This is a genomic window from Pseudomonas sp. Irchel s3h9 (genome assembly GCF_900187475.1).
Classification (GTDB): Bacteria; Pseudomonadota; Gammaproteobacteria; order Pseudomonadales; family Pseudomonadaceae; genus Aquipseudomonas; species Aquipseudomonas neuropathica.
This window is the reverse complement of the sequence record NZ_FYDH01000003.1, coordinates 135,808-162,628: the sequence shown is the minus strand read 5'-3', so window position 1 is coordinate 162,628 and position 26,821 is coordinate 135,808. Positions and strand designations below refer to the sequence as shown.

General features: G+C 62.2%; 23 protein-coding genes. 14 read left to right on the top strand and 9 right to left on the bottom strand.

Going from position 1 to position 26,821, the window contains the following annotated elements; genetic code table 11:
- Positions 1-81: 81 nt before the first annotated feature.
- From CKW26_RS05900 to CKW26_RS05880, 5 genes are all read right to left on the bottom strand, one after another.
- The gene (locus tag CKW26_RS05900) at positions 82-1,344 is read right to left on the bottom strand and encodes an FAD-binding oxidoreductase (protein WP_095047861.1); all 1,263 of its coding nucleotides are present in this window, start codon (positions 1,342-1,344) and stop codon (positions 82-84) included.
- Positions 1,334-2,926, bottom strand: coding sequence for an aldehyde dehydrogenase (NADP(+)) (locus tag CKW26_RS05895; protein WP_095047860.1), 1,593 nt, complete (start codon positions 2,924-2,926; stop codon positions 1,334-1,336). The genes CKW26_RS05900 and CKW26_RS05895 overlap by 11 nt, the downstream gene beginning before the upstream one ends.
- Before the next feature lie 72 nt (positions 2,927-2,998).
- The gene (locus CKW26_RS05890) at positions 2,999-3,946 is read right to left on the bottom strand and encodes a dihydrodipicolinate synthase family protein (RefSeq protein WP_007916052.1); all 948 of its coding nucleotides are present in this window, start codon (positions 3,944-3,946) and stop codon (positions 2,999-3,001) included.
- 55 nt (positions 3,947-4,001) lie between these two features.
- Positions 4,002-4,928, bottom strand: coding sequence for a 4-hydroxyproline epimerase (locus CKW26_RS05885; RefSeq protein WP_095048099.1), 927 nt, complete (start codon positions 4,926-4,928; stop codon positions 4,002-4,004).
- A 22-nt stretch (positions 4,929-4,950) separates the two neighbouring features.
- Entirely contained in the window at positions 4,951-6,576 is a 1,626-nt protein-coding gene (locus CKW26_RS05880) for an APC family permease (RefSeq protein WP_095047859.1), read from the bottom strand.
- A 231-nt stretch (positions 6,577-6,807) separates the two neighbouring features.
- Here CKW26_RS05880 and CKW26_RS05875 point away from each other — a divergent pair, with 231 nt between their 5' ends.
- From CKW26_RS05875 to CKW26_RS05820, 12 genes are all read left to right on the top strand, one after another.
- The gene (locus CKW26_RS05875; RefSeq protein ID WP_093430807.1) at positions 6,808-7,578 is read left to right on the top strand and encodes an AraC family transcriptional regulator; all 771 of its coding nucleotides are present in this window, start codon (positions 6,808-6,810) and stop codon (positions 7,576-7,578) included.
- A gap of 108 nt (positions 7,579-7,686) precedes the next feature.
- The gene (lexA, locus tag CKW26_RS05870; protein WP_093430810.1) at positions 7,687-8,304 is read left to right on the top strand and encodes a transcriptional repressor LexA; all 618 of its coding nucleotides are present in this window, start codon (positions 7,687-7,689) and stop codon (positions 8,302-8,304) included.
- Entirely contained in the window at positions 8,304-8,921 is a 618-nt protein-coding gene (imuA, locus tag CKW26_RS05865) for a translesion DNA synthesis-associated protein ImuA (RefSeq protein ID WP_095047858.1), read from the top strand. Before lexA ends, imuA begins: the two co-directional genes overlap by 1 nt.
- Positions 8,922-8,928: 7 nt before the next feature.
- Entirely contained in the window at positions 8,929-10,344 is a 1,416-nt protein-coding gene (locus CKW26_RS05860) for a DNA polymerase Y family protein (protein WP_095047857.1), read from the top strand.
- Positions 10,320-13,418 (top strand): error-prone DNA polymerase, encoded by a 3,099-nt coding sequence (locus tag CKW26_RS05855; protein WP_218251728.1) that lies wholly within the window; start codon positions 10,320-10,322, stop codon positions 13,416-13,418. Before CKW26_RS05860 ends, CKW26_RS05855 begins: the two co-directional genes overlap by 25 nt.
- Before the next feature lie 259 nt (positions 13,419-13,677).
- Positions 13,678-14,364 carry a CsgG/HfaB family protein gene (locus CKW26_RS05850; protein ID WP_162483052.1) on the top strand — a complete coding sequence of 229 codons (687 nt, stop codon included), beginning with the start codon at positions 13,678-13,680 and terminating at the stop codon, positions 14,362-14,364.
- A 28-nt stretch (positions 14,365-14,392) separates the two neighbouring features.
- A complete protein-coding gene (locus CKW26_RS05845; RefSeq protein ID WP_093430820.1) occupies positions 14,393-14,764 on the top strand; it encodes a DUF4810 domain-containing protein in 372 nt (123 codons plus the stop codon).
- Positions 14,761-15,420, top strand: coding sequence for a DUF799 domain-containing protein (locus tag CKW26_RS05840; protein WP_095047855.1), 660 nt, complete (start codon positions 14,761-14,763; stop codon positions 15,418-15,420). The genes CKW26_RS05845 and CKW26_RS05840 overlap by 4 nt, the downstream gene beginning before the upstream one ends.
- Positions 15,421-15,649: 229 nt before the next feature.
- The gene (locus CKW26_RS05835; RefSeq protein WP_095047854.1) at positions 15,650-16,339 is read left to right on the top strand and encodes a GntR family transcriptional regulator; all 690 of its coding nucleotides are present in this window, start codon (positions 15,650-15,652) and stop codon (positions 16,337-16,339) included.
- Between the two features lie 134 nt (positions 16,340-16,473).
- Positions 16,474-18,585: a hybrid sensor histidine kinase/response regulator gene (locus CKW26_RS05830; protein WP_095047853.1), complete on the top strand. Its 2,112-nt coding sequence runs from the start codon at positions 16,474-16,476 to the stop codon at positions 18,583-18,585.
- 31 nt (positions 18,586-18,616) lie between these two features.
- Positions 18,617-21,250: an excinuclease ABC subunit UvrA gene (locus CKW26_RS05825; RefSeq protein ID WP_095047852.1), complete on the top strand. Its 2,634-nt coding sequence runs from the start codon at positions 18,617-18,619 to the stop codon at positions 21,248-21,250.
- Between the two features lie 123 nt (positions 21,251-21,373).
- Positions 21,374-21,640 (top strand): hypothetical protein, encoded by a 267-nt coding sequence (locus CKW26_RS05820; protein WP_095047851.1) that lies wholly within the window; start codon positions 21,374-21,376, stop codon positions 21,638-21,640.
- A gap of 383 nt (positions 21,641-22,023) precedes the next feature.
- Here CKW26_RS05820 and CKW26_RS05815 read toward each other — a convergent pair whose 3' ends face one another.
- Positions 22,024-22,545, bottom strand: coding sequence for a DUF4142 domain-containing protein (locus CKW26_RS05815; protein ID WP_095047850.1), 522 nt, complete (start codon positions 22,543-22,545; stop codon positions 22,024-22,026).
- Positions 22,546-22,750: 205 nt separating this feature from the next.
- Between CKW26_RS05815 and CKW26_RS05810 the strand changes: the two genes are divergently transcribed.
- Together CKW26_RS05810 and CKW26_RS30035 are read left to right on the top strand one after the other, a co-directional pair.
- Positions 22,751-22,993, top strand: coding sequence for a YdcH family protein (locus tag CKW26_RS05810; RefSeq protein ID WP_095047849.1), 243 nt, complete (start codon positions 22,751-22,753; stop codon positions 22,991-22,993).
- 107 nt (positions 22,994-23,100) lie between these two features.
- Complete coding sequence (locus CKW26_RS30035; protein ID WP_007912545.1) at positions 23,101-23,265, top strand: hypothetical protein; 165 nt, start codon at positions 23,101-23,103, stop codon at positions 23,263-23,265.
- 146 nt (positions 23,266-23,411) lie between these two features.
- Here CKW26_RS30035 and CKW26_RS05805 read toward each other — a convergent pair whose 3' ends face one another.
- The 3 genes from CKW26_RS05805 to CKW26_RS05795 all read right to left on the bottom strand — a co-directional run bounded on the left by CKW26_RS05805 (position 23,412) and on the right by CKW26_RS05795 (position 26,604).
- Positions 23,412-24,488, bottom strand: coding sequence for an SMP-30/gluconolactonase/LRE family protein (locus CKW26_RS05805; RefSeq protein ID WP_095047848.1), 1,077 nt, complete (start codon positions 24,486-24,488; stop codon positions 23,412-23,414).
- Positions 24,485-25,630, bottom strand: coding sequence for an SRPBCC family protein (locus CKW26_RS05800; protein WP_095047847.1), 1,146 nt, complete (start codon positions 25,628-25,630; stop codon positions 24,485-24,487). Before CKW26_RS05800 ends, CKW26_RS05805 begins: the two co-directional genes overlap by 4 nt.
- A gap of 110 nt (positions 25,631-25,740) precedes the next feature.
- Complete coding sequence (locus tag CKW26_RS05795; protein ID WP_007912548.1) at positions 25,741-26,604, bottom strand: LysR family transcriptional regulator; 864 nt, start codon at positions 26,602-26,604, stop codon at positions 25,741-25,743.
- Positions 26,605-26,821 lie beyond the last annotated feature (217 nt).

Sequence of the window (26,821 nt, the reverse complement as noted above, 5' to 3'; positions counted from 1 at the left end):
TATCGGGCGCTCTTGATGTTGAAAAAAAACGGCGGCAACGCAGCTACGCTCGCTCACCGTCGAACTTGCAGATCAGTGCCGTCAGAAACGCGCCAACCTATAGGGCTCGCCACTCGGCAATGCCGTTGCCGGAAAGGCGGACAGGCCCGCCATTCGCACCACCATCTCCGCCGTCACCGCCGCCTGCGTCAGCCCCAGATGCTGATGCCCAAAAGCAAGCAACACCTTGCCCCCACACACCTGATCAATCACCGGTAATGAATCGGGCAATGACGGTCGAAAACCCATCCACGGCGTCGCTGCTTCAGCATTCAGATCCTGGCGAAACAAACCCTGACTCAACCGGTGCAATTGCCACGCACGCTCCATGCTGGGTGGTTTCTCCAGTCCGGCGAATTCAACCGTGCCGGCCAGGCGCAACCCTTCGGACATTGGCGTCATGATGAATTTGCGCTCCAGCGAGGTCACGGGGAAGGGCAGTCGGTCGTGTTCCTGCGGCAGCATCAGGTGATAGCCGCGCTCGGTGTCCAGTGGGACTTTTTTGCCGGTGAGGGCGGCGGTGAGTTTTGCTGAATGTGCGCCGCAGGCGATCAGGACGCGGCTTGCAGTCAGGCCGCCATTGCCAGTGGTCAGCGTAACCCCGTGCTCCTGCACGTAGCCGCCCTGAACCTGTTGCTGGACAAAACTCACGCCGCTGGCCTTGGCCGCTTCGACCAGTTCGCACACCACGCGGAAGGGATCGATAAAGTGCCCGGTGCGTGGAAAGAACAAACCGCCCTGGATCTGTTCACTGAGTTGCGGCGCGGTTTCGCGGATGGCGCCGGCCTGCCAGTAATCGACCGGTACCTGCTGCTGATGCAGGCGAGCCTGTAATGCCTGGATGGCCTGACGCGATTCGGGGCATTCGAACACCAGCAGCGAACCATCGATCTTCAGCAAGTCCGGCCTCTGGATGTCGGCGAGCAAGCGCTGCCAGGCGTCCAGGCTGTTTTCATTGAGCGCGCGCAAACCCGCCACGGTGTTCTGAAAAGGCGTCGGGCGCAGATTCAGCAGCAGGCGGGTGAACCATGGCAGGGCGCGCGGCAGGTATTTCCAGTCCAGACGCAACGGCCCCATCGGGTCCATCAGCATGGCCGGCAGGCGCTTGAGGATGGACACGTCGGCAATTGGAAACACCTGCTCGGTCGCCAGATGCCCGGCGTTGCCGAACGAGGCGCCGTGGCCGGGTTGCTGCTGATCGATCACGACCACGCGCAACCCTTGGCGAGCCAGACGCAGCGCGCAGGCGACGCCGATGATGCCGGCGCCGACCACGGCGATGTCGTGGGAGCCGTTATTCGCCATGGTGCTGCGCTTCCCTTTGGCCATCGAGCAGACGGCGCAATTGCAGCGGATTGGCCTGTTTCAGTGCAGTAGGCAGCAAGCTGTCCGGGAAGTCCTGATAGCAGACCGGGCGCAGGAAACGCAGGATCGCCGCGGTACCGACCGAAGTCGTGCGGGCGTTGGAGGTGGCCGGGAAAGGCCCGCCATGCACCATCGCGTCACACACCTCGACGCCGGTTGGCCAGCCGTTGACCAGCAACCGGCCGGCCTTGCGCTCCAACGTCGGCAGTAATGCACGCGCCTGTTGCAGGTCTTGGTCATCCAGATGCAGTGTCGCGGTCAATTGGCCCTCCAGATGTTCGGTCACCTGGCGAATTTCCGCTTCACTGCCGCATTGCACGATCAGCGCCGCCGCACCGAACGCTTCGGCTTGCAGGCGCTGATCGGCGAGAAAGTCTGCGGCTTCGGTCACGAATACATGGGCCTGGCATTGATTAGGGCCGTTGCCGCTCAAACCAACACCTGTGATGTTCGCACTGGCATTTTCGGCCAGCGCATTCACGGCAGACTCGTAAGCACTGAAGATGCCGGGTGTCAGCATCGTCTGCGCGGGGCTGCGTTGAATCAGCTCGGCGGTGGCGGCGATGAACTTGTCCAACGCGGGTCCTTTCAAGGCAATCACCAAGCCCGGATTGGTGCAAAACTGGCCCGCGCCCAATGTTAGCGAAGCCACAAACCCTTCAGCCAACGCCTGCGTGCGATTGCCCAGCGCCGCCGGAAACAGCAGCACCGGATTGATCGAACTCATTTCCGCGTACACCGGAATCGGCTCGGGCCGCGCTTGCGCCGCTTGCATCAGCGCCAGACCACCGCTACGCGAGCCGGTGAAACCCACTGCTTTAATCCGTGGATCCGTGACCAGCGCAATGCCCACTTCGCGGCCGGAACCGTACAGCAACGAGAACACGCCTTCCGGCAAACCACAGGTTTTTACCGCTCGAGCGACTGCGCGGCCGACCAGTTCGCTGGTGCCGGGATGCGCACTGTGGGCCTTGACGATCACTGGGCAACCGGCGGCCAGCGCCGATGCGGTGTCACCGCCGGCCACGGAGAACGCCAGGGGGAAATTGCTCGCGCCAAACACCGCGACCGGCCCCAGCGCGATCTGCCGTTGACGCAGATCGGCGCGCGGCAACGGCTGGCGTTGCGGCTGCGCGCTATCGACACGCACATCCAGCCATTCACCGGCGCGGACCGTGCGAGCGAACATTCTCAGTTGTTGGCAAGTACGCCCGCGTTCACCTAGCAGACGCGCGTGCGGCAGGCCGGTTTCGGCGTGGGCACGGTCGATCAGTTCATCTCCGAGGCCTTCGATTTCTTCGGTAATGCATTGCAGGAATTCAGCGCGGACATTCAGGGTTGTCTCGCGATAAACATCGAACGCTGCCCAGGCCAGCGCGCAGGCCTGTTCGACATGCTCGGCCGCTCCACCGGCGTACGCCGGTTCCAGCGTTTCATTCGTAGCCGGATTGATCCCGCGAATGGCGCTGAGATTGCCGGCAATCATGTGTTGCCCGATCAGCATGTGGCCCGTCAAAGTCATGGTGTCTTCCTGATAAAAAGAGGGAGGCCTGCCGCGAATCACAAGGCTTCGCGGCAGGTGAGGGGGACGTGATCAGGCGAAGTTCTGTTCCGCCGACCAGTTCTCGTACCAGTGACGGAACAGCGAATACTGCTTCTCGGCATACCGCCGCTGCGAGTCGCTCAACGCATCGGTTTCGTTGAAGTGCAGGGTGTATTCCTTGTCGCCGTTGAGCACCATCAGGTGTTTGTAATACAGCACCAGGTCGCAGCCTTCATCGAACGACGACAGCACCGCCAGCGCCGATTCCAGTTCCCGCGCCTGACGCCGGGCCTTGGCGTCACCTTTGGCCGCTTGCTTGCTCAGGGCGACCAGTTGCAGCACCTCGCGGGGCAGGGCGTTGCCGATGCCGGTGATGGCGCCGGTGGCGTTGCAGTTGACGAAACCGTGCACCACTTGCGTGTCGACACCGACCATCAGGGTCACGTCATCGTCCTTGGAGGTGATGTTTTCGGCGGCGTAACGCAGGTCGGCGCCACCGCCGAATTCCTTGAAGCCGATCAGGTTCGGGTACTCGCGGCGCAGTTCGAAGAACAGATCCGCGCGGGTGGCAAAGCCGTAGTAAGGGCTGTTGTAGATCACCGCCGGCAAATTTGGCGCGGCTTGCAGAATCGCGGCGAAATGGGCCTTTTGCGCGGTGACCGAAGCGCCGCGAGACAGCACGCGGGGAATCACCATCAAACCCTGCGCGCCGACTTTCGCCGCATGGGCCGCGTGGGAAACCGCTTCGCGTGAGTTCACCGCGCCAGTGCCCACGATCGTCGGAATACCCGCCGCGACCAGACGCGCCACGCCTTCCTGACGCTCGGCCTCGGTCAGCAGCGGCCAGTCGCCCATCGAACCGCAATAAACCACGGCGCTCATGCCGATGTCGATCAGCTCGCGACCTTTGGCCACCAGCGCGTCGAAGTCCGGTTTGCGCTGGGCGGTGCACGGTGTCATCAGGGCCGGCATGCAACCGGTGAAGATGTTGTCGCTCATTGTTTTAACTCCTTGGCACATCATTCAAATTGAGGTGAAAAGTCAGCGTGGCGGTTCAGATGCCCCACGCGAACGGGTCTGCTTCGTCGATCAGCAAGGTGCTGTCGGCGGTCATGTAGGCGCGGCCGGTGATGTACGGGCGGATGCGTTCGCCTTGCCATTCGAAGCGACCTTCGAACTGGCTGCCGGTGATGCTTGCCTGCACCCAGGTTGCGCCGGGTTGCAGCTTGTCGTCGGCGGCCAGACAGGCGAGTTTGGCGCTGGTGCCGGTGCCGCACGGGGAGCGGTCGTAGGCTTTGCCGGGGCACATGACGAAGTTGCGGCTGTCGGCCTGATCGTCATCGGCGAACAGTTCGATGTGATCAATCACCGCGCCGTCCTCGCCGTAAATGCCTTGGTCTTCGAGGGCCTTGAGCATCGCCCAGGTGTACGCCGTGAGGTGTTCGACGTTGTCCATGGTCAGCGTCTGGCCGTGCTCGGAAACGAGGAAGAACCAGTTGCCGCCATAGGCGATGTCGCCCAATACGCGGCCGAACCCCGGCACATCCACCGACACTTGTTTGCGATGGCGATAAGCGGGGACGTTGCCCAGGGTGACGGTTCCGTCGTCATGCAACGTGGCGCTGACCGGGCCGACCGGGGTGTCGATTTTGTGCTCGCCCGGTTCGATTTGCCCCAGGTACTGCAGCGAGTTGATCAGGCCGATGGTGCCGTGGCCGCACATGCCGAGGTAGCCGGCGTTGTTGAAGAAGATCACCCCGCAAGTGGCGTCCGCCGAGACCGGTTCGCAATACAACGCGCCGACCAGCACATCGTTGCCGCGCGGTTCCAGCAGACAGGCGCGGCGCCATTGATCATGTTGAGTGCGCAGCGCATCGCGCTTCTCGACCATGCTGTTGCCGGGCAGCTCGGGGAAGCCTTTCATCACCAGGCGCGTCGGTTCACCGCCGGTGTGGGAATCAATCACGTGTACTCGTTTCATGAACATGTCCCGTTGGATGATTTCAATAGGCGCCGGCAGGGCGCGCAGAGACGGTCGAGGCGGGGGCAGCGATTTCGCTGTCCTCGTCGTCCTCTTCCAGGCGCAGCAGATGCGCCGGTACACCGGTCGCCGCGCCCCAGTAGTAAATGCCGGTGGCACACGCCGCGACGACAAGGGTGTCGAATGGATGGGCAAGGATGCCGAGGCCACCGAAGGTGCCGAGTTTCGACAGCACGATGGTCACCGCGTAGAAGGCGATCAGCCACGCCGAGGAACGCACTTGGCTGGCCAGATTCAGGTGAGCGGTTGGCACAAATCGACCGCAGAGCAGGTAGACCACGAACATCAGGATCTGCAGGCCGAGCAGCCACGACACGGTGCTCCAGCCCGACCAGTAGACGATCAGCGCGGCGATGATGAACGACACCGGCCCGAGCACGCCCATGCACTTGACCCGGAACGGCCGTGGCATGTCCGGCGCATTGCGGCGCAGCGCAGCCACCGACACCGGCGCCACGGCGTAGCTCAACACCAGCGCAGCGGAGACCACGTTGATCAGCGCCTCCCACGACGGGAACGGCAAGGTCCAGAACACCGACAGGGCGAAGGTCAGCCACAGCGCCGGGCGCGGGATGCCGGACTTTTCATCGATGTGGGTGAAGACCTTGAAGAAGGTCCCGGTCTGCGCCCAGCCATAGATCACTCGCGGGGTCGCGTTCATGTAGATGTTGCCGCAGCCGCTCGGCGAGATCACCGCATCGGCGACCACCAGATACGCCAGCCAGCCCACGCCCAGCGCCAGCGCGATGTCGCGATACGGCAGGGCAAATTCCTTGCTGATTCCGGCCCAGCCGTTGGCGAGCATTTCCGTCGGGATGCTGCCGAGAAAGGCCATTTGCAGCAGCACGTAAATCAGTGTCGACAGCAGCACCGAGAGGATCAACGCAATGGGAATGGTGCGCTGCGGATTCTTCACTTCACTGGCCACCGAGATGATCGGCGTCAGGCCCAGATACGCGAAAATGATGCCACCCGCCGACACGGCCATCTCGACGCCGGACAGGCCAAACGGGGCAAAGCCTTGCACCTCGAAGTTGGCCGGTTTGAAGAAGGTGAACAGCACCCCGATCACCAGCAGCGGCACGATGAACTTGAACACGCTGACCAGATTATTGGCCTTGGCGAAGGTCTTCACGCTGCGGTAGTTGAGCAGGAAGAACACGCACAACAGCCCGAACTGCACCAGCCAGCCGAGAATCGTCGGATCGCCGGTGCCAGCTTTGGACAGGCCGGGAAACCACGCCGCTGCGTATTGGCGCGAAGCGACCACTTCGATGGCGACCAGACTGGAAAACGCAATCAGGGTGATGAAACCCATTAAGTAGCCGAGCAGCGGCCCATGGGAGTAAACCGGATAACGCACCACGCCGCCGGCGCGCGGTAATGCGGCGCCCAGTTCGCAGTAAACGATGCCCAGCAACAACACGGCGAAGCCGCCCAGCAGCCAGGAAAAAATCCCCGCCGGGCCGGCAATGGCGGACACATGACTGGCCGCGAACAACCAGCCGGAACCGAAGATCGCCCCCAGCCCGATAAATGTGAGGTCGATCAGTGAAAGCTGTTTTTTGAACTTGCCTTGGCCTGACATGGCATCGCCTTCTTGTGAGTTATTGGATAGGCAGTTGTGTCACTGGGACGGCCAGACTTTGAACTCATCGACCTCGCGGCGATTGATGTTTTTTGCTGGCTTCGATGACGAAATCAGCACAATGACGCCGATAAAACATGGCCCTCGACACGCCGCGAACGATGCTGCAATCTGCGGGCGAACGGCGCATGGCGGGCATTTGGTCTGTCCACGTTACGAGGGGAATCTTTGATGCAGCAGGCGTTTTCGATCCTGGCTCAAGGCATGAATGGCCAGCGTCCGCAGACACTGGAGGAACTCTTGGCCGGCGCGGCGCTGTTGTTGCCGATGCTTGATGTGATCCCCAATGCGGCGATTTTCATCAAGGATGTGCAGGCCCGTTACGTGCTTGCCAACCGCACGCTGGTGCAGCGCTGTGGCTTGAAGGATTTGCGTCCGTTACTGGGCAAGACCAGCGCGCAGGTGTTTCCGGCGCAACTCGGGCCGGGCTACACCGAGCAGGATCGCAAGGTGCTGGAGGAGGGTTTTGTGCTGGAGGATCAGCTCGAACTGCATCTGTACGGCAGCCGCGAACCGGGGTGGTGCCTGACGCACAAGCAGCCACTGTATAACCGTGACGGGGTGATTATCGGTCTGGCGGGGATTTCGGTGGACCTGCAATCGGCCAGTGAAACCCACCCGGCATTCGAGCGGCTGGCGGCTGTCGATGAGCATATTCGCGCGAATTTCAATCGCCGCGTGACCCTCGGTGAACTGACCCGCATCGCTGGCATTTCCGTGGCGCAACTGGAGCGTTACTGCAAACGGGTATTCCACCTGACGCCACGGCAGATGATCCAGAAAGTACGCCTGGAGCACGCGCATCGATTGCTGCACACCGACCTGCCGATAACGGACGTGGCGCTGCAATGCGGCTACACCGATCACAGCGCGTTCACGCGCCAGTTCAAGGCGTCGACCGGGTTTACGCCACGCGAGTATCGGCAGGCCACTTCACCCTGATCAAGTGGCCATTGAAGATCAATGCAGGCGCTGCCGAACCTTCGGCAACTCCTGCGTCGGCCTGGGCCGACCTGCGGCGCTTGTCAGGAAAATCCTACAGGAGTACAAATGTACTCCATGACGAACCTGACTCCCCGCCGTACTGCCATTCTGACTTTTATCCGCGATCGAATCGCCGAACACGGTCAGCCCCCAAGCCTCGCTGAAATCAGCGAGGCTTTTGGTTTTGCCTCGCGCAGCGTGGCGCGCAAGCATGTGCTTGCGCTCACCGAAGCCGGGTTTATCGAGGTCAATCCGCATCAGGCCCGGGGCATTCGCCTGCTCGGGCAGCCGGCACGCCCGGAATTGCTCGACATCCCCGTGCTCGGCCGCGTCGCTGCCGGTGCGCCGATTGGCGCCGATGCCGACATCCATAGCCGCTTGCTGCTCGACCCGGCGCTGTTCTCCCGCACGCCCGATTACATGCTGCGGGTGCAGGGCGATTCGATGATCGAGGACGGCATTCTCGACGGCGATCTGGTCGGCGTGAAGCGCAATCCCGAGGCGCTCAACGGCCAGATCGTCGTAGCGCGCCTCGACGGTGAAGTCACCATCAAACGCTTCGAACGGCTGGGCGATGCCGTGCGCCTGTTGCCGCGCAACCCGGCGTATCAGCCGATTGTCGTGCGTGACGATCAGGATCTGGCCATCGAAGGGGTGTTTTGCGGTCTGGTGAGGCAAGGCTGATGGGCGCCGTCGTTGCGTTGGATACGCTGTTCAATGGCGGCCAGGTCTGGAAAGGCCGCCCTGCGCCACCGGCCGCCAGCCCGCAGCCGACCGGCCACGCCGCGCTGGACGCGGCACTGCCCAGCGGTGGCTGGCCGGAAGCGGCGTTGAGCGAAATCCTCCTGGCCGGTCCCGGTGTCGGCGAACTGCAGCTAGTCTGGCCGACGCTGGCGCGGTTGTCGGCGGCGGGCGAGCGCATCGTGCTGGTGGCGCCGCCGTTCGTGCCGTACCCGCAGGCGTGGGCAAGCGCCGGGGTCGATCTGCGCCAGTTGTCGGTGATCCAGGCCACCGAGCGCGATGCCTTGTGGGCGGCGGAACAATGTTTACGTTCGGGCAGTTGCGGCGCGGTGCTGTGCTGGCCGCACAAGGCTGATGATCGCGCGTTGCGCCGTTTGCAGGTGGCGGCGGAAACCGGTCAGACCCTGGCGTTTGCCTGGCGGTCGTTGAGCGAAGCGATCAACCCGTCACCGGCGGCGTTACGCATTGCCATCGACGCCAGACCTGCACAGTTGCGCGTACTCAAGTGCCGTGGCGGGCTGGCGCGTACGGCACCGATTGCCTTTGCTGTGGGGCACTGAGGTCACCATGCGCTGGGTGTGTATCCTGTTTCCGCAATTGGCTCTGGACGCCGTGCTGCGTCAGCGGCCCGATCCCGATGAACCGTTGGTGCTGCTTAACGGCCCGGCCCAGCGCCGGGTGTTGCAAGCGGTCAATCCGGCGGCGCGCAAGCTTGGTTTGCGCGCAGGCCAGTCGATGACCGCCGCCCAGGCCATGAGCAAAGGCTTTGCCACGGCTGATTACGAGGCCGCCGAGGTCGAACATTGGCAGCAGTTTCTCGCCGCGTGGGCCTACCGTTTCAGCTCGCAGGTCAGCGTGCATTACCCGCGCACCGTGGTGTTCGAGATCGAATCGAGCCTGGGTCTGTTCGGTTCGTGGGCGCAGTTCGAAGCACGACTGCGCCGGGAACTGACTGATCTGGGTTTCCGCCATCGCATCGTCGCGGCACCGAATCCCGTGGCGGCGCGGGTGCTGGCCAACGCCTATGACGGCTTGGTGGTGCCGGACGGCGAGGCCTTGCAGCATCACCTCGGTCAGTTGCCGGTCGACCGTGTCGGTCTGGAGCCAGCGGTGGCCACGGCGTTGTCGCGCATGGGCCTGCGCAATCTCAGTCAGGTGCAGAGCCTGCCGCGTCAGGCACTGGCACGACGGTTCGAAGCGCAGATGCTCAAGCATCTCGACACGCTGTTCGGCGCGCGGCCATTGGCGCTGGCGTTTTACCTGCCGCCGGATCGTTTCGACGTACGCATCGAACTCAACTTTGACGTGCAGTCCCATCAGGCACTGTTGTTCCCGTTACGCCGTTTGACCGGCGATCTGTCGGCGTTCCTCTGCGGGCGTGACAGCGGCGTGCAGCGTTTCGATCTGCACCTGGAACACGCCGGGCTGCCGGACAGCATCATCAAGGTCGGCCTGCTCAGCGCCGAACGTGATCCGGCGATGCTCTTCGAACTGGCCCGTGGCCGACTGGAACAAGTGCAAGTCGAGGCGCCCGTGCGCGGCTTTCGTCTGCGCGCCGAGGACCTGCCGAGTTTCGTGCCGCAGTTTCAGGAACTGTTCGACGACCGTCCGCAGCAGACCCTGCCGTGGGAGCAGTTGCGCGAACGCCTGCGTGCGCGCTTGGGCGATGACGCGGTGCAGGGGGTGCGTTTTCAGGCCGATCATCGTCCCGAGTGCGCGTGGCAGCACGGAGTCGACAAACAACGCTGCGCAGGCTTGCCGAACGTGCATCGTCCGGGCTGGTTGCTCGGCGAGCCACAAAGCGTGGCGGAAGGTTCGGCGCGGATTCTCATGGGCCCGGAGCGCATCGAGTCCGGCTGGTGGGACGGTGACGACGTGCGTCGCGATTATTACCTGATCCAGAACCGCGCCGGTCAGCAGGGCTGGGCTTATCGGGCGGTGGGTGAGGGCGGTCCGCTGTGGCTGCAGGGCTGGTTTGCATGAACGACGGTTATGCCGAATTGCACTGCCTGTCGAACTTCAGTTTTCAACGCGGTGCGTCCAGTGCGCTGGAACTGTTCCAGCGCGCAAAAAAGCACGGCTATCAGGCACTGGCGATCACCGATGAATGCACGCTGGCCGGGATCGTTCGGGCCTGGCAAGCGGCGAAATCGGTGGAGCTGCCGCTGGTCATCGGCAGCGAAGTGCGTATCGAAAACGGCCCGAAACTGGTGCTGCTGGTGGAGAATCTGGCGGGCTATCAAGCGCTGTGCGGCCTGATCACCCGCGCCCGACGGCGCACGCAGAAAGGCCAGTATCAGGTGCTGCGCGAAGACTTCGCCGAGCCGTTGCCGGGGTTGCTGGTGTTGTGGGTGCCGGACTCGCTTGATGACGTGGAGGAGGGGCGATGGCTGCAGCAGACCTTTGGCGAACGGTTGTGGCTGGCGGTGCAATTGCATCGTGGCCAGGACGATCAGCAGCGGTTGGCGGCGATGTTGGGGCTGGCCGCCGAGTTGCAGATTCCTGCCGTGGCCAGCGGCGATGTGCACATGCACGCCCGTGGCCGGCGTGCCTTGCAGGACACCATGACTGCGATCCGTCATCACGTGCCGGTGGCCGAGGCGGGGTTACGTTTGCACCCCAATGGCGAACGGCATTTACGCAGTGTCGAGGTCGTGCGCGAGTTGTATCCGCAGGCCTTGCTCGATGAGTCGGTGAGCCTGGCCCGGCGCTGCACCTTCGACCTGGGCGAGTTGCGTTATCAGTATCCGAAAGAACTGGTGCCGGAAGGGCACAGCGCCAGTTCCTGGCTACGGCATCTGACCGAAGAGGGCATCGCCTGGCGCTGGCCACAGGGGCCTCAAGCCAAAGTGCTCAAGCAGATCGACGATGAACTGAAGCTGATCGCCGAACTCGGTTACGAAAGCTACTTTCTCACCGTGCACGATGTGGTGCACTTCGCCCGCCAGCAGAAGATTCTGTGTCAGGGCCGTGGCTCTGCGGCCAACTCGGCGGTGTGTTTTGCCTTGGGCATCACCGAAATCGACCCGGATCGCACCACGCTGCTGTTCGAACGCTTCATGTCCAAGGAGCGCAACGAGCCGCCGGACATCGACGTCGACTTCGAGCACGAGCGCCGCGAAGAAGTCCTGCAATACGTGTTTCGCCGTTACGGCCGTGGTCGTGCGGCGCTGACGGCGGTGGTCAGCACCTACCACGCTGCCGGCGCGGTGCGCGACGTGGCCAAGGCCTTGGGCCTGCCGCCGGATCAGATCAACGCACTGGCTGATTGCTGCGGCCACTGGAGCGATGAAACACCGCCGGTCGCGCGTTTGCTCGAAGGCGGTTTCGACCCGGACAGCCCGGTGCTGCGCCGAGTGCTGAGCCTGACCGGGCAGTTGATCGGTTTCCCCCGGCACCTGTCGCAGCATCCCGGCGGCTTTGTGATTTCCGAGCAGCCGCTGGACACGCTGGTGCCGGTGGAGAACGCCGCCATGGCCGAGCGCACGATCATTCAGTGGGACAAGGATGACCTCGATGCAGTCGGCCTGCTCAAGGTGGATATTCTCGCCCTCGGCATGCTCAGCGCGATTCGCCGCTGCTTCGACCTGCTGCGCCACCATCGCAATCTGGATCTGAGCCTGGCGACGATTCCAGCCGAAGACAAACCGACCTACGACATGATCAGCCGCGCTGACACCATCGGCGTGTTCCAGATCGAGTCGCGGGCGCAGATGTCGATGCTGCCGCGCCTGAGACCGGCGAAGTTCTACGATCTGGTGATTGAGGTGGCCATCGTCCGCCCGGGACCGATTCAGGGCGGGATGGTGCATCCGTATCTGCGTCGCCGGAACAAGGAAGAAGAGGAAACCTACCCGTCACCAGAGCTCAAGGTTGTTCTGGAAAGAACCCTCGGCGTGCCGCTGTTTCAGGAACAGGTGATGCAGATCGCCATCGTCGCCGCCGATTACAGCCCCGGCGAGGCTGATCAGTTGCGTCGCTCGATGGCTGCGTGGAAACGCCACGGCGGACTGGAACCGCACAAGGAACGCCTCGCCGCCGGCATGAAGAAGAACGGCTACACGCCGGAGTTCGCCGCGCAGATTTTCGAACAGATCAAAGGCTTCGGCAGCTACGGTTTTCCCGAGTCCCACGCCGCCAGTTTTGCCTTGCTGACTTACGCCAGTTGCTGGCTCAAGTGCCACGAACCGGCGGCGTTCGCCTGCGCGTTGATCAATAGCTGGCCAATGGGTTTCTACAGCCCGGACCAGATTCTCCAGGATGCGCGCCGCCATCAGTTGCAGATCCGCCCGGTCGACGTGCGCGCCAGTGACTGGGATTGCAGCCTGGAAACCACCACGACGGCGCAACCGGCGATTCGCATGGGCCTGCGGATGATCAAGGGTTTTCGCGAGGACGATGCCCGGCGCATCGAAGCGGCGCGCGCGCGCGGGGCATTTGCCGATGTCGCCGACCTGGGCGAGCGGGCGGCGCTCGACAGTCGGGCGCAGGCGTTGCTCGCCGATTCCGGGGCGTTGCGTGGCCTGGCCGGACATCGGCATCGGGCGCGCTGGGAAGTCGCCGGGGTGCAGAAACAGCTGGGCCTGTTTGCCGGGTTGCCGAGTCAGGAGGAGCCGGAGGTGGTACTACCCAAACCCAGCGTTGGCGAGGATCTGCACGCCGATTACAGCACCGTCGGCACCACGTTGGGGCCGCATCCGCTGGCACTGTTGCGCGGCGAACTCAAAGCCCGGCGCTGCCGCAGTTCGCAGGAGTTGCTTGAAGTCGAACATGGTCGACCGGTGAGCATTGCCGGGCTGGTGACGGGACGGCAACGACCGGGCACCGCCAGTGGCGTGACCTTTGTGACGCTGGAAGATGAGTTCGGCAACGTCAACGTGGTGGTCTGGCGGGATCTGGCCGAGCGTCAACGGCAAGTGCTGGTGGGCTCGCAACTGCTGAAAGTCGACGGCCGCTGGGAGCGCGAAGGCGAAGTGCGCCACCTGATCGCCGGCCGCCTGAGCGACCTCAGCTCGCTGCTCAATGGCATCCGCGTGCAGAGCCGCGATTTCCATTAGCGCGCCCTGATCTGATCGTTCCCACGCTCTGCGTGGTAACGCCTCCCGTGACGCTCCGCGTCACAGCGGACGCGGAGCGTCCGTGGCTGCATTCCCACGCAGAGCGTGGGAACGATCAAGTCCGGAACAGCCAATTCACTGGCGTCAAAAAAACCTGTCACGAATGATGGCACTTTGTCATAATGCCGCCCCTTTTCAGCTCCCGCTGCGCATTGTCGTGCCGGGACATCCCCGTTTTTCAAAGGAATACTCAGTGAGAATGATCTCCCGGATGCTGGTCTCAGGCGTCGCGATTGCTGTGCTTGGCACGATGGCTGGCACACTCTCAGGTTGCGCGACCGAAAGCTCGCGCGCCTTGCCGGTGGCCAAGGTTGAAAGCGCCTCCCAGGTCTGGACCGGCGTTCGCGTGCCAATGGCCGTGGGCAAGTTCGACAACCGTTCCAGCTATATGCGCGGGATTTTCTCCGACGGCGTCGATCGTCTCGGCGGTCAGGCCAAGACCATCCTGATCACCCATTTGCAGCAGACCAACCGCTTCAGCGTGCTGGATCGCGACAACATGGGTGAAATCCAGCAGGAAGCGGCGATCAAGGGCCAGGCTCAGCGTCTGAAAGGTGCTGATTACGTGGTGACCGGCGACGTCACCGAGTTCGGCCGCAAAGAGACCGGCGATCACCAGCTGTTCGGCATCCTCGGCCGTGGCAAGACTCAGGTGGCCTACGCCAAGGTCAACCTGAATATCGTCAATATCAGTACCTCCGAAGTGGTCTATTCGACCCAGGGCGCCGGCGAATACGCCTTGTCCAACCGCGAAATCATCGGTTTCGGCGGCACCGCTGCCTACGACTCCACCCTCAACGGCAAAGTACTGGATCTGGCCATGCGCGAGGCGATCAATCGTCTGGTCGATGGCATGAACGCCGGTGCCTGGAAACCGGGCAACTGATCGACGCCCATTGCAAGGAGCAACACCCATGAATCTGACTTTGTCGCGCGCGCTGATGGCGCTGACGCTGGCCGCCAGCGCCTTGTTGGCCGGTTGTGCCTCCGGCCCGCAAACCCTGTACCAGTGGGAAGGTTACGAGCCCCAGGTCTACGAATACTTCAAAGGCGAAGAGCCGAAAGAAGCCCAGGCCGAAGCGCTGGAACGTGACCTGCAGAAAATCCGCTCCACCGGCAAGGCTGTACCGCCGGGTTACCACGCGCACCTTGGCCTGCTCTATCTGAGCATGGGCAAGGACGACCAGATGGTGCAGCAGTTCAAAACCGAGAAAACCCTGTTCCCCGAGTCTGGGACGTACATGGATTTCCTGCTCAAAAACGCCAAGACCGGAGACGCGAAATGATCGCGCGCACCTTGAAACTGCTGGCCGCCGGTCTGGCCCTGACCGTGCTGGGTGGCTGCGTTGCGCCCAAGACCGTGGATTACTCGGCCTACAAACAGGCGCGGCCGAAAACCATTCTGGTGCTGCCTCCGCTGAACACTTCGCCGGATGTGAAGGCGTCCTACAGCCTGTTGTCGCAGGTGACCTTCCCACTGGCCGAAGCCGGTTACTACGTGCTGCCGATTGCGCTGGTTGATGAGACGTTCCGCCAGAATGGTCTGAGCACCCCGGACGATATCCATCAGGCACCGCCAGGCAAACTTAAGGAAATCTTCGGTGCGGACGCTGCGCTGTACATCACCGTGACCGAATACGGTACGCGCTACATGGTGATCAGCAGCGAAACGGCAGTGACCGCGACGGCGAAACTGGTCGACCTGAAAAGTGGCACGACGCTGTGGACCGGTTCGGCCCGGGCGTCGAGCGAAGAGGGCGGCAATAGCAATGCCGGCGGTATCGTCGGCATGCTGATCTCGGCGGCAGTGAAGCAGATCATCAACAGCTCCACCGATGCCGGCTACCCGATTGCCGGTGTGGCGAGCAATCGTCTGCTCTCGGCCGGACACCGGGCAGGCCTGCTATACGGCCCGCGCTCGCCGAAGTACGGCACTGACTGAACCCGGTAAGATCTTTCCCACGCACTGCGTGGGAAAGATCAAATGTACGCGTGAGCCTGCTCACCGCCCCCTCCCGGCACATGTGTCCTGCTTGCAACGAGCAGGCAGGTAGCGCGACGCCGCCTCGATGGGTGATCCGCACTCAACGTGCAATCAAGACCCTGCATCTCGAAGCCGAAGGCTATATCCTGCGTGGCACTCAGTTGCTCGACGTTAAAGGAGTGCCCAAATGACCGAAAAGAAACCGGAAACCACGGTCGACCGCGTCTACCAAGGGGTTTACGAGGCGATCAGCAAGCGTTCGTTGCGCCCGGGGATGAAACTGGGTGAGGCCTCGCTAGCCGAATTATTCAATGTCAGCCGCACGTCGGTGCGCGCGGCATTGAAGCAATTGGAGGCCGATGGACTGGTCACCACCGAGCCGAATAAAGGGGCATCGGTGTCGCTGCCGAGCAATGAAGAGCTCCGCTCGCTGTTTGAAACCCGCCGGCTGATCGAGATCGGCATCGTTACCGAACTGTGCCGGCGCAAGGACAGCGCGGCGATGCAGGATTTGCGCGAACACCTGCTGCTGGAAGATGAAGCCCACGCGGCGGGAGATCACGAACGGCTGATCCATCTGCTCGGTGAGTTCCACATCAAACTGGCGTGCAGCCTGAATAACCCGGTGCTGCTCGACTGGTTCCAGAAACTGATCTCCCGCGCTTCGCTGTACGCTGCAGCGCTGGACGACGACAGCCATGAAGTCTGCCGCGACAACGAACACCTGCGCCTGATCGAATACATCGAGGCCGGCAATCAGAGCGCCGCCATCGAGCTGACCTGCACGCATCTGAACGGCATCGAGAAGGCCATTCTCGACGCCGCCGCCAAAATGAAAACCGGCTACCATCCGCTCAAGCACCTGATCGGGGTTTAGGTTCCGGGAGGGGATGAAATCGGCTATATATCATATGAAACCAATGCGACTGGAGGCGCTCGAAACAGACGGGCGTCGCGTCGTTATGGCGTCGCGATTTATCGGGCAATCACCACAGGACACTGAGTCAGTCGATGCAGTTTTTATCCGATAGCCATGGTTGTGACGGCTGGAAAGGCGAAATGGCCGGGCGCATCAGTGCGTTCGACTGGAGCCATACTGAACTCGGTCCGCTGAACAGCTGGCCGGCCAGCCTGTGCAGCGCGGTGCAACTGATGCTGGCGTCGCCGCTGCCGATGGTCATGCTCTGGGGCTATGCCGGGTACATGATCTACAACGATGCCTATTCGAAATTTGCCGGTGGTCGGCACCCGTATCTACTCGGTGCGCCGGTGGAGCTGGGCTGGCCGGAAGTCGCCGATTTCAACCGGAATGTGGTCGATACCTGCCTGGCCGGCGGCACCTTGTCGTTTCGCAATAAAGAGTTGGTGCTGTTGCGCGATGGCGTCCCCGAAGACGTCTGGATGGACCTGTATTACAGCCCGGTGGCCAATGATGACGGCAAGCCGGCCGGAGTGATGGCGATGGTGGTGGAAACCACCGAGTTCATGCACTCCGAACGCCGGCGGCAGGAAGCCGAAAGTGCTTACCGCGCCGACAACGAGCGGGTGCGTCTGGCGTTGAATGCCGGGGCCTTGCTCGGCTCGTTTGTCTGGGACGTGAAAAACAACACGTTGTCGGCAGACGAGCGATTCGCCCGCACGTTCTCCTATCCGCCGGATCAGGATCTTAGCGACCTCCCGCAGGACATCGCCGAGTCGCGCATTCATCCCGATGACGCCGCCTGGGTGCAGGAGCGGGTCGTCCATTCCGTGCAGACCGGTGAACCGTATAACGCCGAATATCGCGTGCGGCGCAGTGACGGCAGTTATTCCTGGGTGTTGGCCAGTGGCGCCTGTGAGTTCGACGAACACGGTGCGCCGTTGCGCTTCCCCGGCGTCCTGATCGACATTCATGAACGCAAGATTGCCGAAGAATCCCTGCTCAAATTTACCCGCAACCTCGAACAGCGCGTAGGCGAAGAAGTCGAGGCGCGGCTGGCGGCTGAAGAGCAGTTGCGCCAGTCACAGAAGCTCGAAGCGATTGGTGGTCTGACCGGCGGCGTCGCCCACGATTTCAATAATCTGTTGCAAGTGATCGCCGGCAATCTGCATCTGCTCGCGCGCCATGAACCGAACAATGCCAACGTGCAGCGCCGCGTCAGCGCCTCGCTGGCAGCGGTCGAACGCGGCGCCAAGCTGTCCTCGCAATTGCTTGCGTTCGCCCGGCGCCAGCCTTTGTCGCCGGCGGTGTGCAACCCGCAGCAGATTTTCGAAGGTGTCGGCGAATTGCTGCAGCGAGCGCTGGGTGAAACCATTCAGATCGACGTGCAACTGCCGCAAAAGCCGTGGCACATCAACGTCGACCGCAACCAGTTGGAAAACGCCATTCTCAACCTGGCGATCAATGCTCGCGATGCGATGAAGGGCGAGGGCACCATTGCGCTCAGCGCTGCTAACGTGCGGCTCGAACGCGAGTTCTGTGCCGGTAAAGGCATCGTTCCCGGTGAGTTTGTCCGCGTCGCGGTCAGTGACTCCGGCGCCGGCATCCCGCCAGAGATTGTCGAGCAAGTGTTTGAGCCGTTCTTCACCACCAAGGCTGACGGTCAGGGCACCGGGCTGGGCTTGAGCATGGTGTTTGGCTTCGTCAAACAGAGCGGCGGGCATGTCGAGATCACCAGCACCCTCGGCGAGGGCACGCGGGTGCAGTTGTACTTCCCGCGCAGTCTGCGGCCGATCCTTGATGAGGCGCCCAGCCTGCAAAGGCAGCAGAGCGGCGGCCACGAAACGATTCTGGTGGTCGAGGACAATGACGCCGTGCGCGCTTCGGCGGTCGAATTGTTGCGCGAGGAGGGTTATCGCGTGCTGACCGCCGGTCATGGCGATGCGGCCATGCAAATGCTCCTCGAAGGTGTCGAGGTGGACCTGATCTTCACTGACGTGGTCATGCCGGGGCTGATCAAAAGCTCCGACCTGTTCGCTTGGGCCAAGGTGCAGACACCGCCGGTGGCCGTGCTGTTCACCTCTGGGCACACCCGCGACATCATTTCACGCAATCACCAGTTAAGCCCTGACACGCACTTGCTTGGCAAACCGTACAGCCCGGAAGCCATGTTGCAGATGATTCGGGTGGTGCTCGGTAGCTGAACGTAGAACATTCCTTCACCAAGGCAGGTCGATGACTTCCAAACGCACCTCCAAAGCGCCCACCGGCATGGTCCGGGTACGTGGCGCCCGTGAACACAACCTGAAGAACGTTGATGTCGACATTCCCCGCGATGCGCTGGTGGTGTTCACCGGGGTGTCCGGGTCTGGCAAGTCGTCACTGGCGTTCTCGACCTTGTATGCCGAGGCCCAGCGCCGATACTTTGAGTCGGTGGCGCCGTACGCGCGACGGCTGATCGATCAGGTCGGCGTGCCGGATGTCGACTCCATTGAAGGCCTGCCGCCGGCCGTGGCCCTGCAACAGCAACGCGGCACGCCGAGTACGCGCTCGTCAGTGGGCAGCGTGACCACGCTGTCGAGCCTGATCCGCATGCTCTATTCGCGCGCCGGCAGTTATCCGCCGGGGCAACCGATGTTGTATGCCGAGGACTTCTCGCCGAACACCCCGCAAGGCGCGTGCCCCGAATGCCATGGCCTCGGCCGGGTGTACGAGGTCACCGAAGCGCTGATGGTGCCGGACCCGAACCTGACCATCCGCCAGCGCGCGGTGGCGTCCTGGCCGCTGGCGTGGCAGGGACAGAACCTGCGCGACATCCTTGTGACCATGGGCATCGATGTCGACATTCCATGGAAGAAGCTGCCGAAAAAACAGCGCGACTGGATTCTCTTCACCGAAGAAACCCCGACCGTGCCGGTGTACGCCGGGCTGACCCCGGAAGAAACCCGCGTGGCCCTCAAACGCAAGATGGAGCCGAGTTACCAGGGCACCTTCACCGGCGCCCGGCGCTACATTCTGCACACGTTTACTCACTCGCAAAGTGCGCTGATGAAGAAGCGCGTTTCGCAGTTCATGCTCGGCAGCCCTTGCCCGTTATGCGATGGCAAACGCCTGAAACGTGAGGCGTTGTCGGTGACGTTTGCCGGGTATGACATCGGCGAGCTGTCGCAGATGCCGTTGCTGCAAGTGGCCGAGGTGCTGCGGCCGGTGGCGGCGGCCAGCTACCTCGAACACGCTGAAGAAACCGGCGAGACCTTAAGTCACGCGCAAACCCGCGAGGCGCGCCAGCAGCGCGTGGCCCACGGTGCCAGCGGCCACGGCAGCGCGCCAGACGTGCGCCACACGCCAAACCTGTCGCTGGAGAAGCGCCTGGCGACGCAGCGCATTGCCGAGGATCTGCTGGAGCGGGTCAGCACCCTGACCGATCTGGGCCTCGGTTATCTGGCGCTGGAGCGCAGCACCCCGACGCTGTCGTCCGGTGAGTTGCAGCGCTTGCGCTTGGCGACGCAACTGGGTTCGCAATTGTTCGGGGTGATCTACGTGCTCGACGAACCCTCCGCCGGTTTGCACCCGGCCGATGGCGAGGCGTTGTTCGAGGCGTTGCAGCGCTTGAAGGCGGACGGCAACACGCTGTTTGTGGTCGAGCACGACGTGGAAACCATGCGCCGCGCCGACTGGCTGATCGACGTCGGCCCGGCGGCGGGCGAGCAGGGTGGGCAGGTGCTGTACAGCGGCCCGCCGGCAGGTCTGGCCGAGATCGAGCAATCGCAGACTCGCGCCTACCTGTTTGCCGAAGCGCAGCGCCAGGCACGCACCGCGCGCAAACCGACGGCGTGGCTGAAGCTCGACGGGATCACCCGCAATAACCTGAATAATCTCAGTGCTGAATTTCCGCTGGGCTGCTTTACCTCGGTGACCGGCGTGTCTGGCTCGGGCAAATCGAGTCTGGTCAGTCAGGCCTTGCTGGAACTGGTCGGCGCGCAGTTAGGGCGGCCGACGGTAGACAGTGAGCCGGAAGAACTCAGCCTCGAGGACGCCGCGCCGCAGGTCAGCAGCGGCCAGGTGACGTCGGGGCTGGAGTCGATCAAGCGACTGGTGCAGGTCGACCAGAAACCCATCGGCCGCACGCCACGCTCCAATCTGGCCACTTACACAGGGCTGTTCGACAACGTGCGCAAGCTCTACGCCGCGACCGACGCGGCACGGGCTGCCGGCTACGACGCCGGACAGTTTTCCTTCAACGTCGCCAAGGGCCGTTGCGCCACCTGCGAGGGTGAAGGCTTTGTCAGTGTCGAGTTGTTATTCATGCCCAGTGTTTATGCGCCGTGCCCGACCTGCCATGGCGCGCGCTACAACCCGCAGACCCTGGCGATTCTCTGGGAGGGTTTGAGCATTGCGCAGGTGCTGCAATTGACCGTCGAGGAAGCGGTGACGGTGTTTGCCGAGCAAGCGGGGATTCGCCGGTCACTCGAAGTGCTGCGCGATATTGGCCTGGGTTATCTGCGCCTGGGGCAACCGGCCACGGAGTTGTCCGGTGGCGAAGCGCAGCGGATCAAACTGGCCACCGAATTGCAACGCAACCAGCGCGGCGCGACCTTGTACGTGCTGGACGAACCGACCACCGGGCTGCATCCGCGTGATGTCGATCGGTTGCTGGAGCAGTTGGATACGCTGGTGACGGCTGGGCACACGGTGATTGTCGTTGAGCACGAAATGCGCGTGGTCGCGCAGAGTGACTGGGTGATCGACATCGGGCCGGGCGCGGGGGATCAGGGCGGTCGAATCGTGGTGGCGGGTACACCGCAGAAGGTTGCGGCGAGCAAGAAGAGCAAAACCGCGCCGTTTCTGGCTCGGGCCTTGAGCCGGTAATTGCGGCGTTCCGATTGGCACCATCAAGCGGGCGGCGAAGTTTTGAACGTTGGCGCGGGCCAGGCTTCGAATCTTTAACACCCGGCGGATGTGTGTCGGGCGTGTTTGACCAACGAGGTGGCCATGAACGAGCAAACGAAGCAGCAGAGCCAATCTGGCGAGCCGATTAACCGCAATGATCCAGCGATTGACCCGCAGGTGCCGGGGCAACCGTCGCCGACACAGCAGCAGGGCGAGGATGGTCAGGCGCAGAGCGCAGACCCGGCAGTGGATCAGAAGAACAAGCACACGGACAACGACAACGAGTTCAGCCCGGGTTTCAAACCGCAGCCGGATCGGGCGAAGCCGGGGGAGGAGACGGATGCTGATATTGATACGGATGGCGGTTGATGTTCGGTGGATATGACAAGGCCGCATCTTAGGATGCGGCCTTTTTTCGCTTGGATGTGGTGGTGTTGCTGACATCGATCCCCCTCACCCCAGCCCTCTCCCCCAGGGGGGAGAGGGGGAAGGGAGCCGATCTCGGTGCCTTTCAAAAGCCAGGTTCAACTCTAGATTTCAGATCGGTGTGACTCGAACATTCAACACGATCGGCTCCGTCTCGCTCTCCGGAAAGGCGAGGGGAAAGGGAGCCGATCGGGGGCAGTTCAAAATCGGAGTTGCACTCCAGTACCTGAGTTCGAAGCCGAAGTTTCAGGTCGGCGTAACTCGAACATTCACCTCGGCCGGCTCCCTCTCCCTCCGGGAGAGGGCTGGGGTGAGGGTAAAGCTTTTTACTTGCTCGGATGCTTGGCCTGCAATTCTTTGGCGGCGGCGAGGTGTTTCTCCAGCGCCGGCAACATTTTCTGCGCAAACGCCTTCAGTTCCGTCGCACCTTTGACCTTGTCATCGGTCACGGTATTGGCTTGTTTCTTGAACAGCTCGATGGTCTCTTCGTGCGCCTTCACCTGATTGTTGGCGTACGCCGCGTCGAAAGACTCATCACGCACTTCGAGGATTTTTTCCTTGGCCTGTTTGACCAATGTCGTGGTGTCCGGGACTTCGATGTCGTTAGCTTTGGCAATGGTCGCCAGCTCATCGTTGGCCTTGCCATGGTCGGTGATCATCATATTGGCGAAGGCCTTGATGTCAGCCGATTGGCTTTTTTCCAAGGCGAGGCGGCTGGTTTCGATTTCGGCAATACCACCGGCAGCGGCGTTATCGACGAAGTCATTGTCAGTCGCAGCGAAAGCGCTGCCCATGCCGCTGCTCAACGCGACAGCCAGGACCAGATGACGCAGGTTGAATCCGTCCATTGGTGTATCTCCACGCAGTTTTTGTTGGTGTTAACCAATGGAGGGAACACGGCGAGCAAAGGTTTGATCGCATTTGCGACAGGGCGACGAACGGGCACCGCTGGTCTGACAGGTGGTCGACAGAACCGTGCAACCGAGGCCATTCTGATAACTGGCCAGCGCAATCGGTCGCGTTGGCCAGCCGATCAACTGACGGAGGTGTTCCATGCCGGTTCCCCATGACCTGTTTCAGGACTTGAGTTACACGAAGGAAGAGATCCAGCAAAAACGCACCCAGGATCCACGATTGGATTCACTGATCAACAAGTATTCCCAAGCCGACGCCGATGTGGTCAAAGCCGAAACGGCCACCTCAGACGCTCCCACCGACGACGCATTGAAAAAGCTCAAAGAGAGGCGCCTGAAGGTCAAAGACGAAATCGTCAGCCATTTGCAGGCGCCGTCCTGATTCGCCATTGATCCGCCGACCTGCGGTTGCGGATTGACGGGAACGACTGCCACGACCGGCACCTCGAATGTACAGAGTCTTCCATCCGACTCATTGCGAGGTGCCTTATGAACGATCCCAAATTCCCCAGTGAAGAGCAGGGCGCATTCGACCCGGTTCCCACGCATCCCGAACCGAACAGCCCGGCACATACCACGGCCAATCCCGAAGAGCCGGATGAGGATCTGCCCGAAGACGAAGATCCGGACAAGTTCGACAAGTCCAGCAACTGACAGACCGCCTTCGGAGCAGGCTCGCTCCCACAGTGGATTGTGTTGAGCCCAAATGCTGTGGTCAGCAAATAACCCTGTGGGAGCGAGCCTGCTCCGGGCGGCGTTCCGACGAAGGCGTCAGCGCAATCACCACAAAGTTGCCAGATTCACTTCAGGGCCACATCCAACGGCATCCGCGCCATATGCGTCGCCTTCAACGAGCCAAAATATAACCACGGCCCATACTCACGCACCGTGGTAATCGGCGAGTAATTGCCACTGCTGGCATCCTGCAAATTGGCAATCACCTTGCCCTCCAGATCCAGCCCCAGGACAAACCCGCGCTTCTCCACCGGCTTAGGCAAAACCGCCAACGCCCGCACGATCATCTTGCGCACGAGCGGATGCCCGGCGGTATCGTCGAGCAGAGCATTGCGCGGCGCATACAACGCCACCCAGAACCGATTACTGCCATTGAACGCCAGGTTGTCCGGCAGCCCCGGCAAGTTATCGATAAACAGGTCGTGAGTGCCGGCTTTCGGCCCGGTCAGCCAATAGCGGCTGATGCGATAGGCGCCGGTTTCGTTGACTAGCACATAGGCGTCATCCGGGCCGAGGGTCACGCCGTTGGCGAACTCCAGCTTGTCTAGCAGGACACTGGTTTTGCCGCTCTGGAAGTCATAGCGCAGCAGGCGTCCATCGCCGCCGTGCTCGATGATTGCTTCGCCGTCATGGCCGTAGCCCCAGCGGCTGGAGGCATCGCTGAAATAGGCGTAGTGCCCGGACTTGTCGATGGCGACGTCATCGGTGAACCCGAACGCCAGACCATTGGCCGCCGTGGTCAAAGGCACCAACTGACCCTGCGCATCAAGAGACAGCAAACCCTTGACCGCGTCGGCAATCACCAGCATGCCGTTCGGATGCCGGGCCAGGCCCAGCGGGCGGCCACCGGTGTCGGCGAGTACTTTGCGTTGCTGGCCGTCGAGGCTGGTGCGGATCAGTCGGCCGTCGTGCAGCCCGGTGATCAGGAAGTCACTTTCCAGCAGCAATGCTTCCGGCCCTTCGATGTCGCTCGGCCCGACCTGCGCTGCGCCTTTGAGTTTCTGGTTCTCGGCGTAGAGACCTTCTGTCAGCGATGGCGCTGGCGGCGGCGTCCAGGCCACGGGTTCGACCTTGGTGGGCATCAACAATAAAAAGCCGATGACGATGAGGACCAGCAACAACAGCAGATGTCTCAGCTTCACGCGCTGGCCCTCGCCGAGGCCAGGTAGCGGGCGGCCATGTCGCGCAGCGCCAGCATCGATGCGGCGGATTCGCGCTCGATGCGCCGTTTGAGCAGCAAGCGATTGGCGATGCGCATGCCCAGTCCGTCGAAGCGATAATCCAGCGTGCGCACAAAACGCGTGCCGCTGCCCTCGGGGCTGCATTCATAGGTCAGCAGCAGCGACAAGCCATGATCACCCTGCGCCCGCGCGCACCAGCGCCGGCCGGGCAGGTATTCGGTGACTTCCCAGCGCAAATGGCCCGCGCGCCCGCCGGCATGAATGTCCTCTTCGAAGCGCGCGCCGGCATGCAACGGGCCTTGCGCACCGTCGATTTTCAGCGACGAGGGGTGCCACTCCGGCCAGCGACTGACACTGGCGGCATAGGCCAGCACGGCGATGGGTTCACCAGCGATATCGATCGGGTGTTGCAGGTGGGTCATGGGCATTTTCGAATCGCTCAAAGGGGTGATTTCCGGCTCCCGGTAAAGGGTGCCGAACAGGTAGTCCATCAACGGCAAAACGATGTTGAAATTGCGCTCCTGCATGCGCTCGCGGCGGTGATGCAGCTCGTGCAAGTGGCGCATCTGGCGGATCCACGGCAGGCGGGTCAGCGGGTTGTGTGGCGGCAGGTGTTCGCAGGCGTGGAATATCTCGTAAGTCAGATAACCGAGGACCATGCAGCCGCCAAACAACCCGGCCACGTTGGCGTTTACCTGTGCGATCAGCCACCACAACGGCAGGGTGATCAGCAGTGTGTGCAGCACGATCAGCCACGCGGGGAACAGAATCACTCGCCAGTCGCGGGCGCTGTCGTAGGTCATGTGGCCGGGGGTGAAGAAACTGTGATGATCGCCGGCATGCCGGGCGTAGAACATTTTCGCGAAGGTCTTTTTGTGGTGGCCGAGATGACGATGGACCATGTACACGGCGAAATTGAAAAACAGCAGGGTTAACGGCACCGTCAGCCATTCCAGCAGGCTGACCTGCTGCACGCTGCTCCAGAAACCACCAACGGCCAACACACCGAACAGCAGCACGAAGGCGCCGTGCAGCCACGGGTTGTACAGCGGATGAATGGCCGCACGATAGCGGCTGCGAAATGCCTCGGTGGTCTGCCTCACTGCATCACCTGCGGGATTGTTGTTGTACCCGGCAGATTAGCCGATCCGGCCGTATGTGCAGGCCGGACCTCAATGGCACATGCGCCATGATCGGCTGTGAAGCCGCCGCTTCAGCTCAGCGGGTTCCAGCGTTGCGACCAGTCATCATCGGTGCGGATCACTTCGCGCAGCAGATGGAAGGCTTGCTGCAGCGTCGCCGAATCGCGATCACGTGAGTAGACGAGGTAAGTCGGATAGCCGAACTCCGGGGCTTTGGTCACCGCTTCCAGGGCGCCGCTTTCCAGATACGTGCGGACCACGCGGGTGCGGAAGTAGCCGCTGCCGCCATGTTCGAGAATGTATTGCAGGGCCAACGGGCCGAGGTTGAAACTCAGCGCCGCTTTGGCTTTTTCCGGCAGGGCGGCGTCATGCTGGCGGCGGAAGTCCGGGCCCCAATCGATGTAGACGTAGGGATCGGGACGATCGGGGGCGCGCACCAGAATCAGTTTTTCTTCCAGCACTTGCTCGACCTGCAAACCCGGCCAGTATTCCGGCTGATAGACCAGCGCGGCGTCGAGCACACCGAGTTCGAGCTGGCGCAGGAGGTTTTCGCCGTCGCGAATTTCCATGCGCAGGGCATGCCCGGGAATCTTCTCGCGCAGTTCCGCCGCCCAACTGAGCATCAATGGGTTGCACAGGCTGACTTCGCCGCCGATGTGCAGCACGTTGTGATAGCCCTCGGGCAGCGGCAGGTCGCGGCGCGCGGCTTCCCAGGTTTGCACCAGTTGATTGGCGTAGACCACAAAAGCCTCGCCATTGGGCGTCAGTTTCGCCCCGGCGCGGTTGCGCACGAACAGCGTGCTGCCCAGCTGGCTTTCGAGTTTTTGCACCCGGGCGGTGATCGCCGTTTGCGTGACGAACAGCTTCTGCGCCGCCGCGGCGAGACTGCCGTGACGGACGATTTCCAGAAAGGTGCGAGCGAGATCGATGTCCATGGGCGGGCCGGTGTTTGAGGTGACGGGCATTGTAAAGGCAAAAGCCCCTCATCGGATCGCCGCCCGCCTAACCCTCTCCCGGTGGGAGAGGGGACTGACCGAGGTGTCTGGCGTCATACATCGACCTGAAAGACCGTGTCGATTATGAATTCAGAGCAAGACCCTCAGGTCGGTGAAGATCGCCAATATCCCCGGCTCGGTTCCCTCTCCCTTGGGA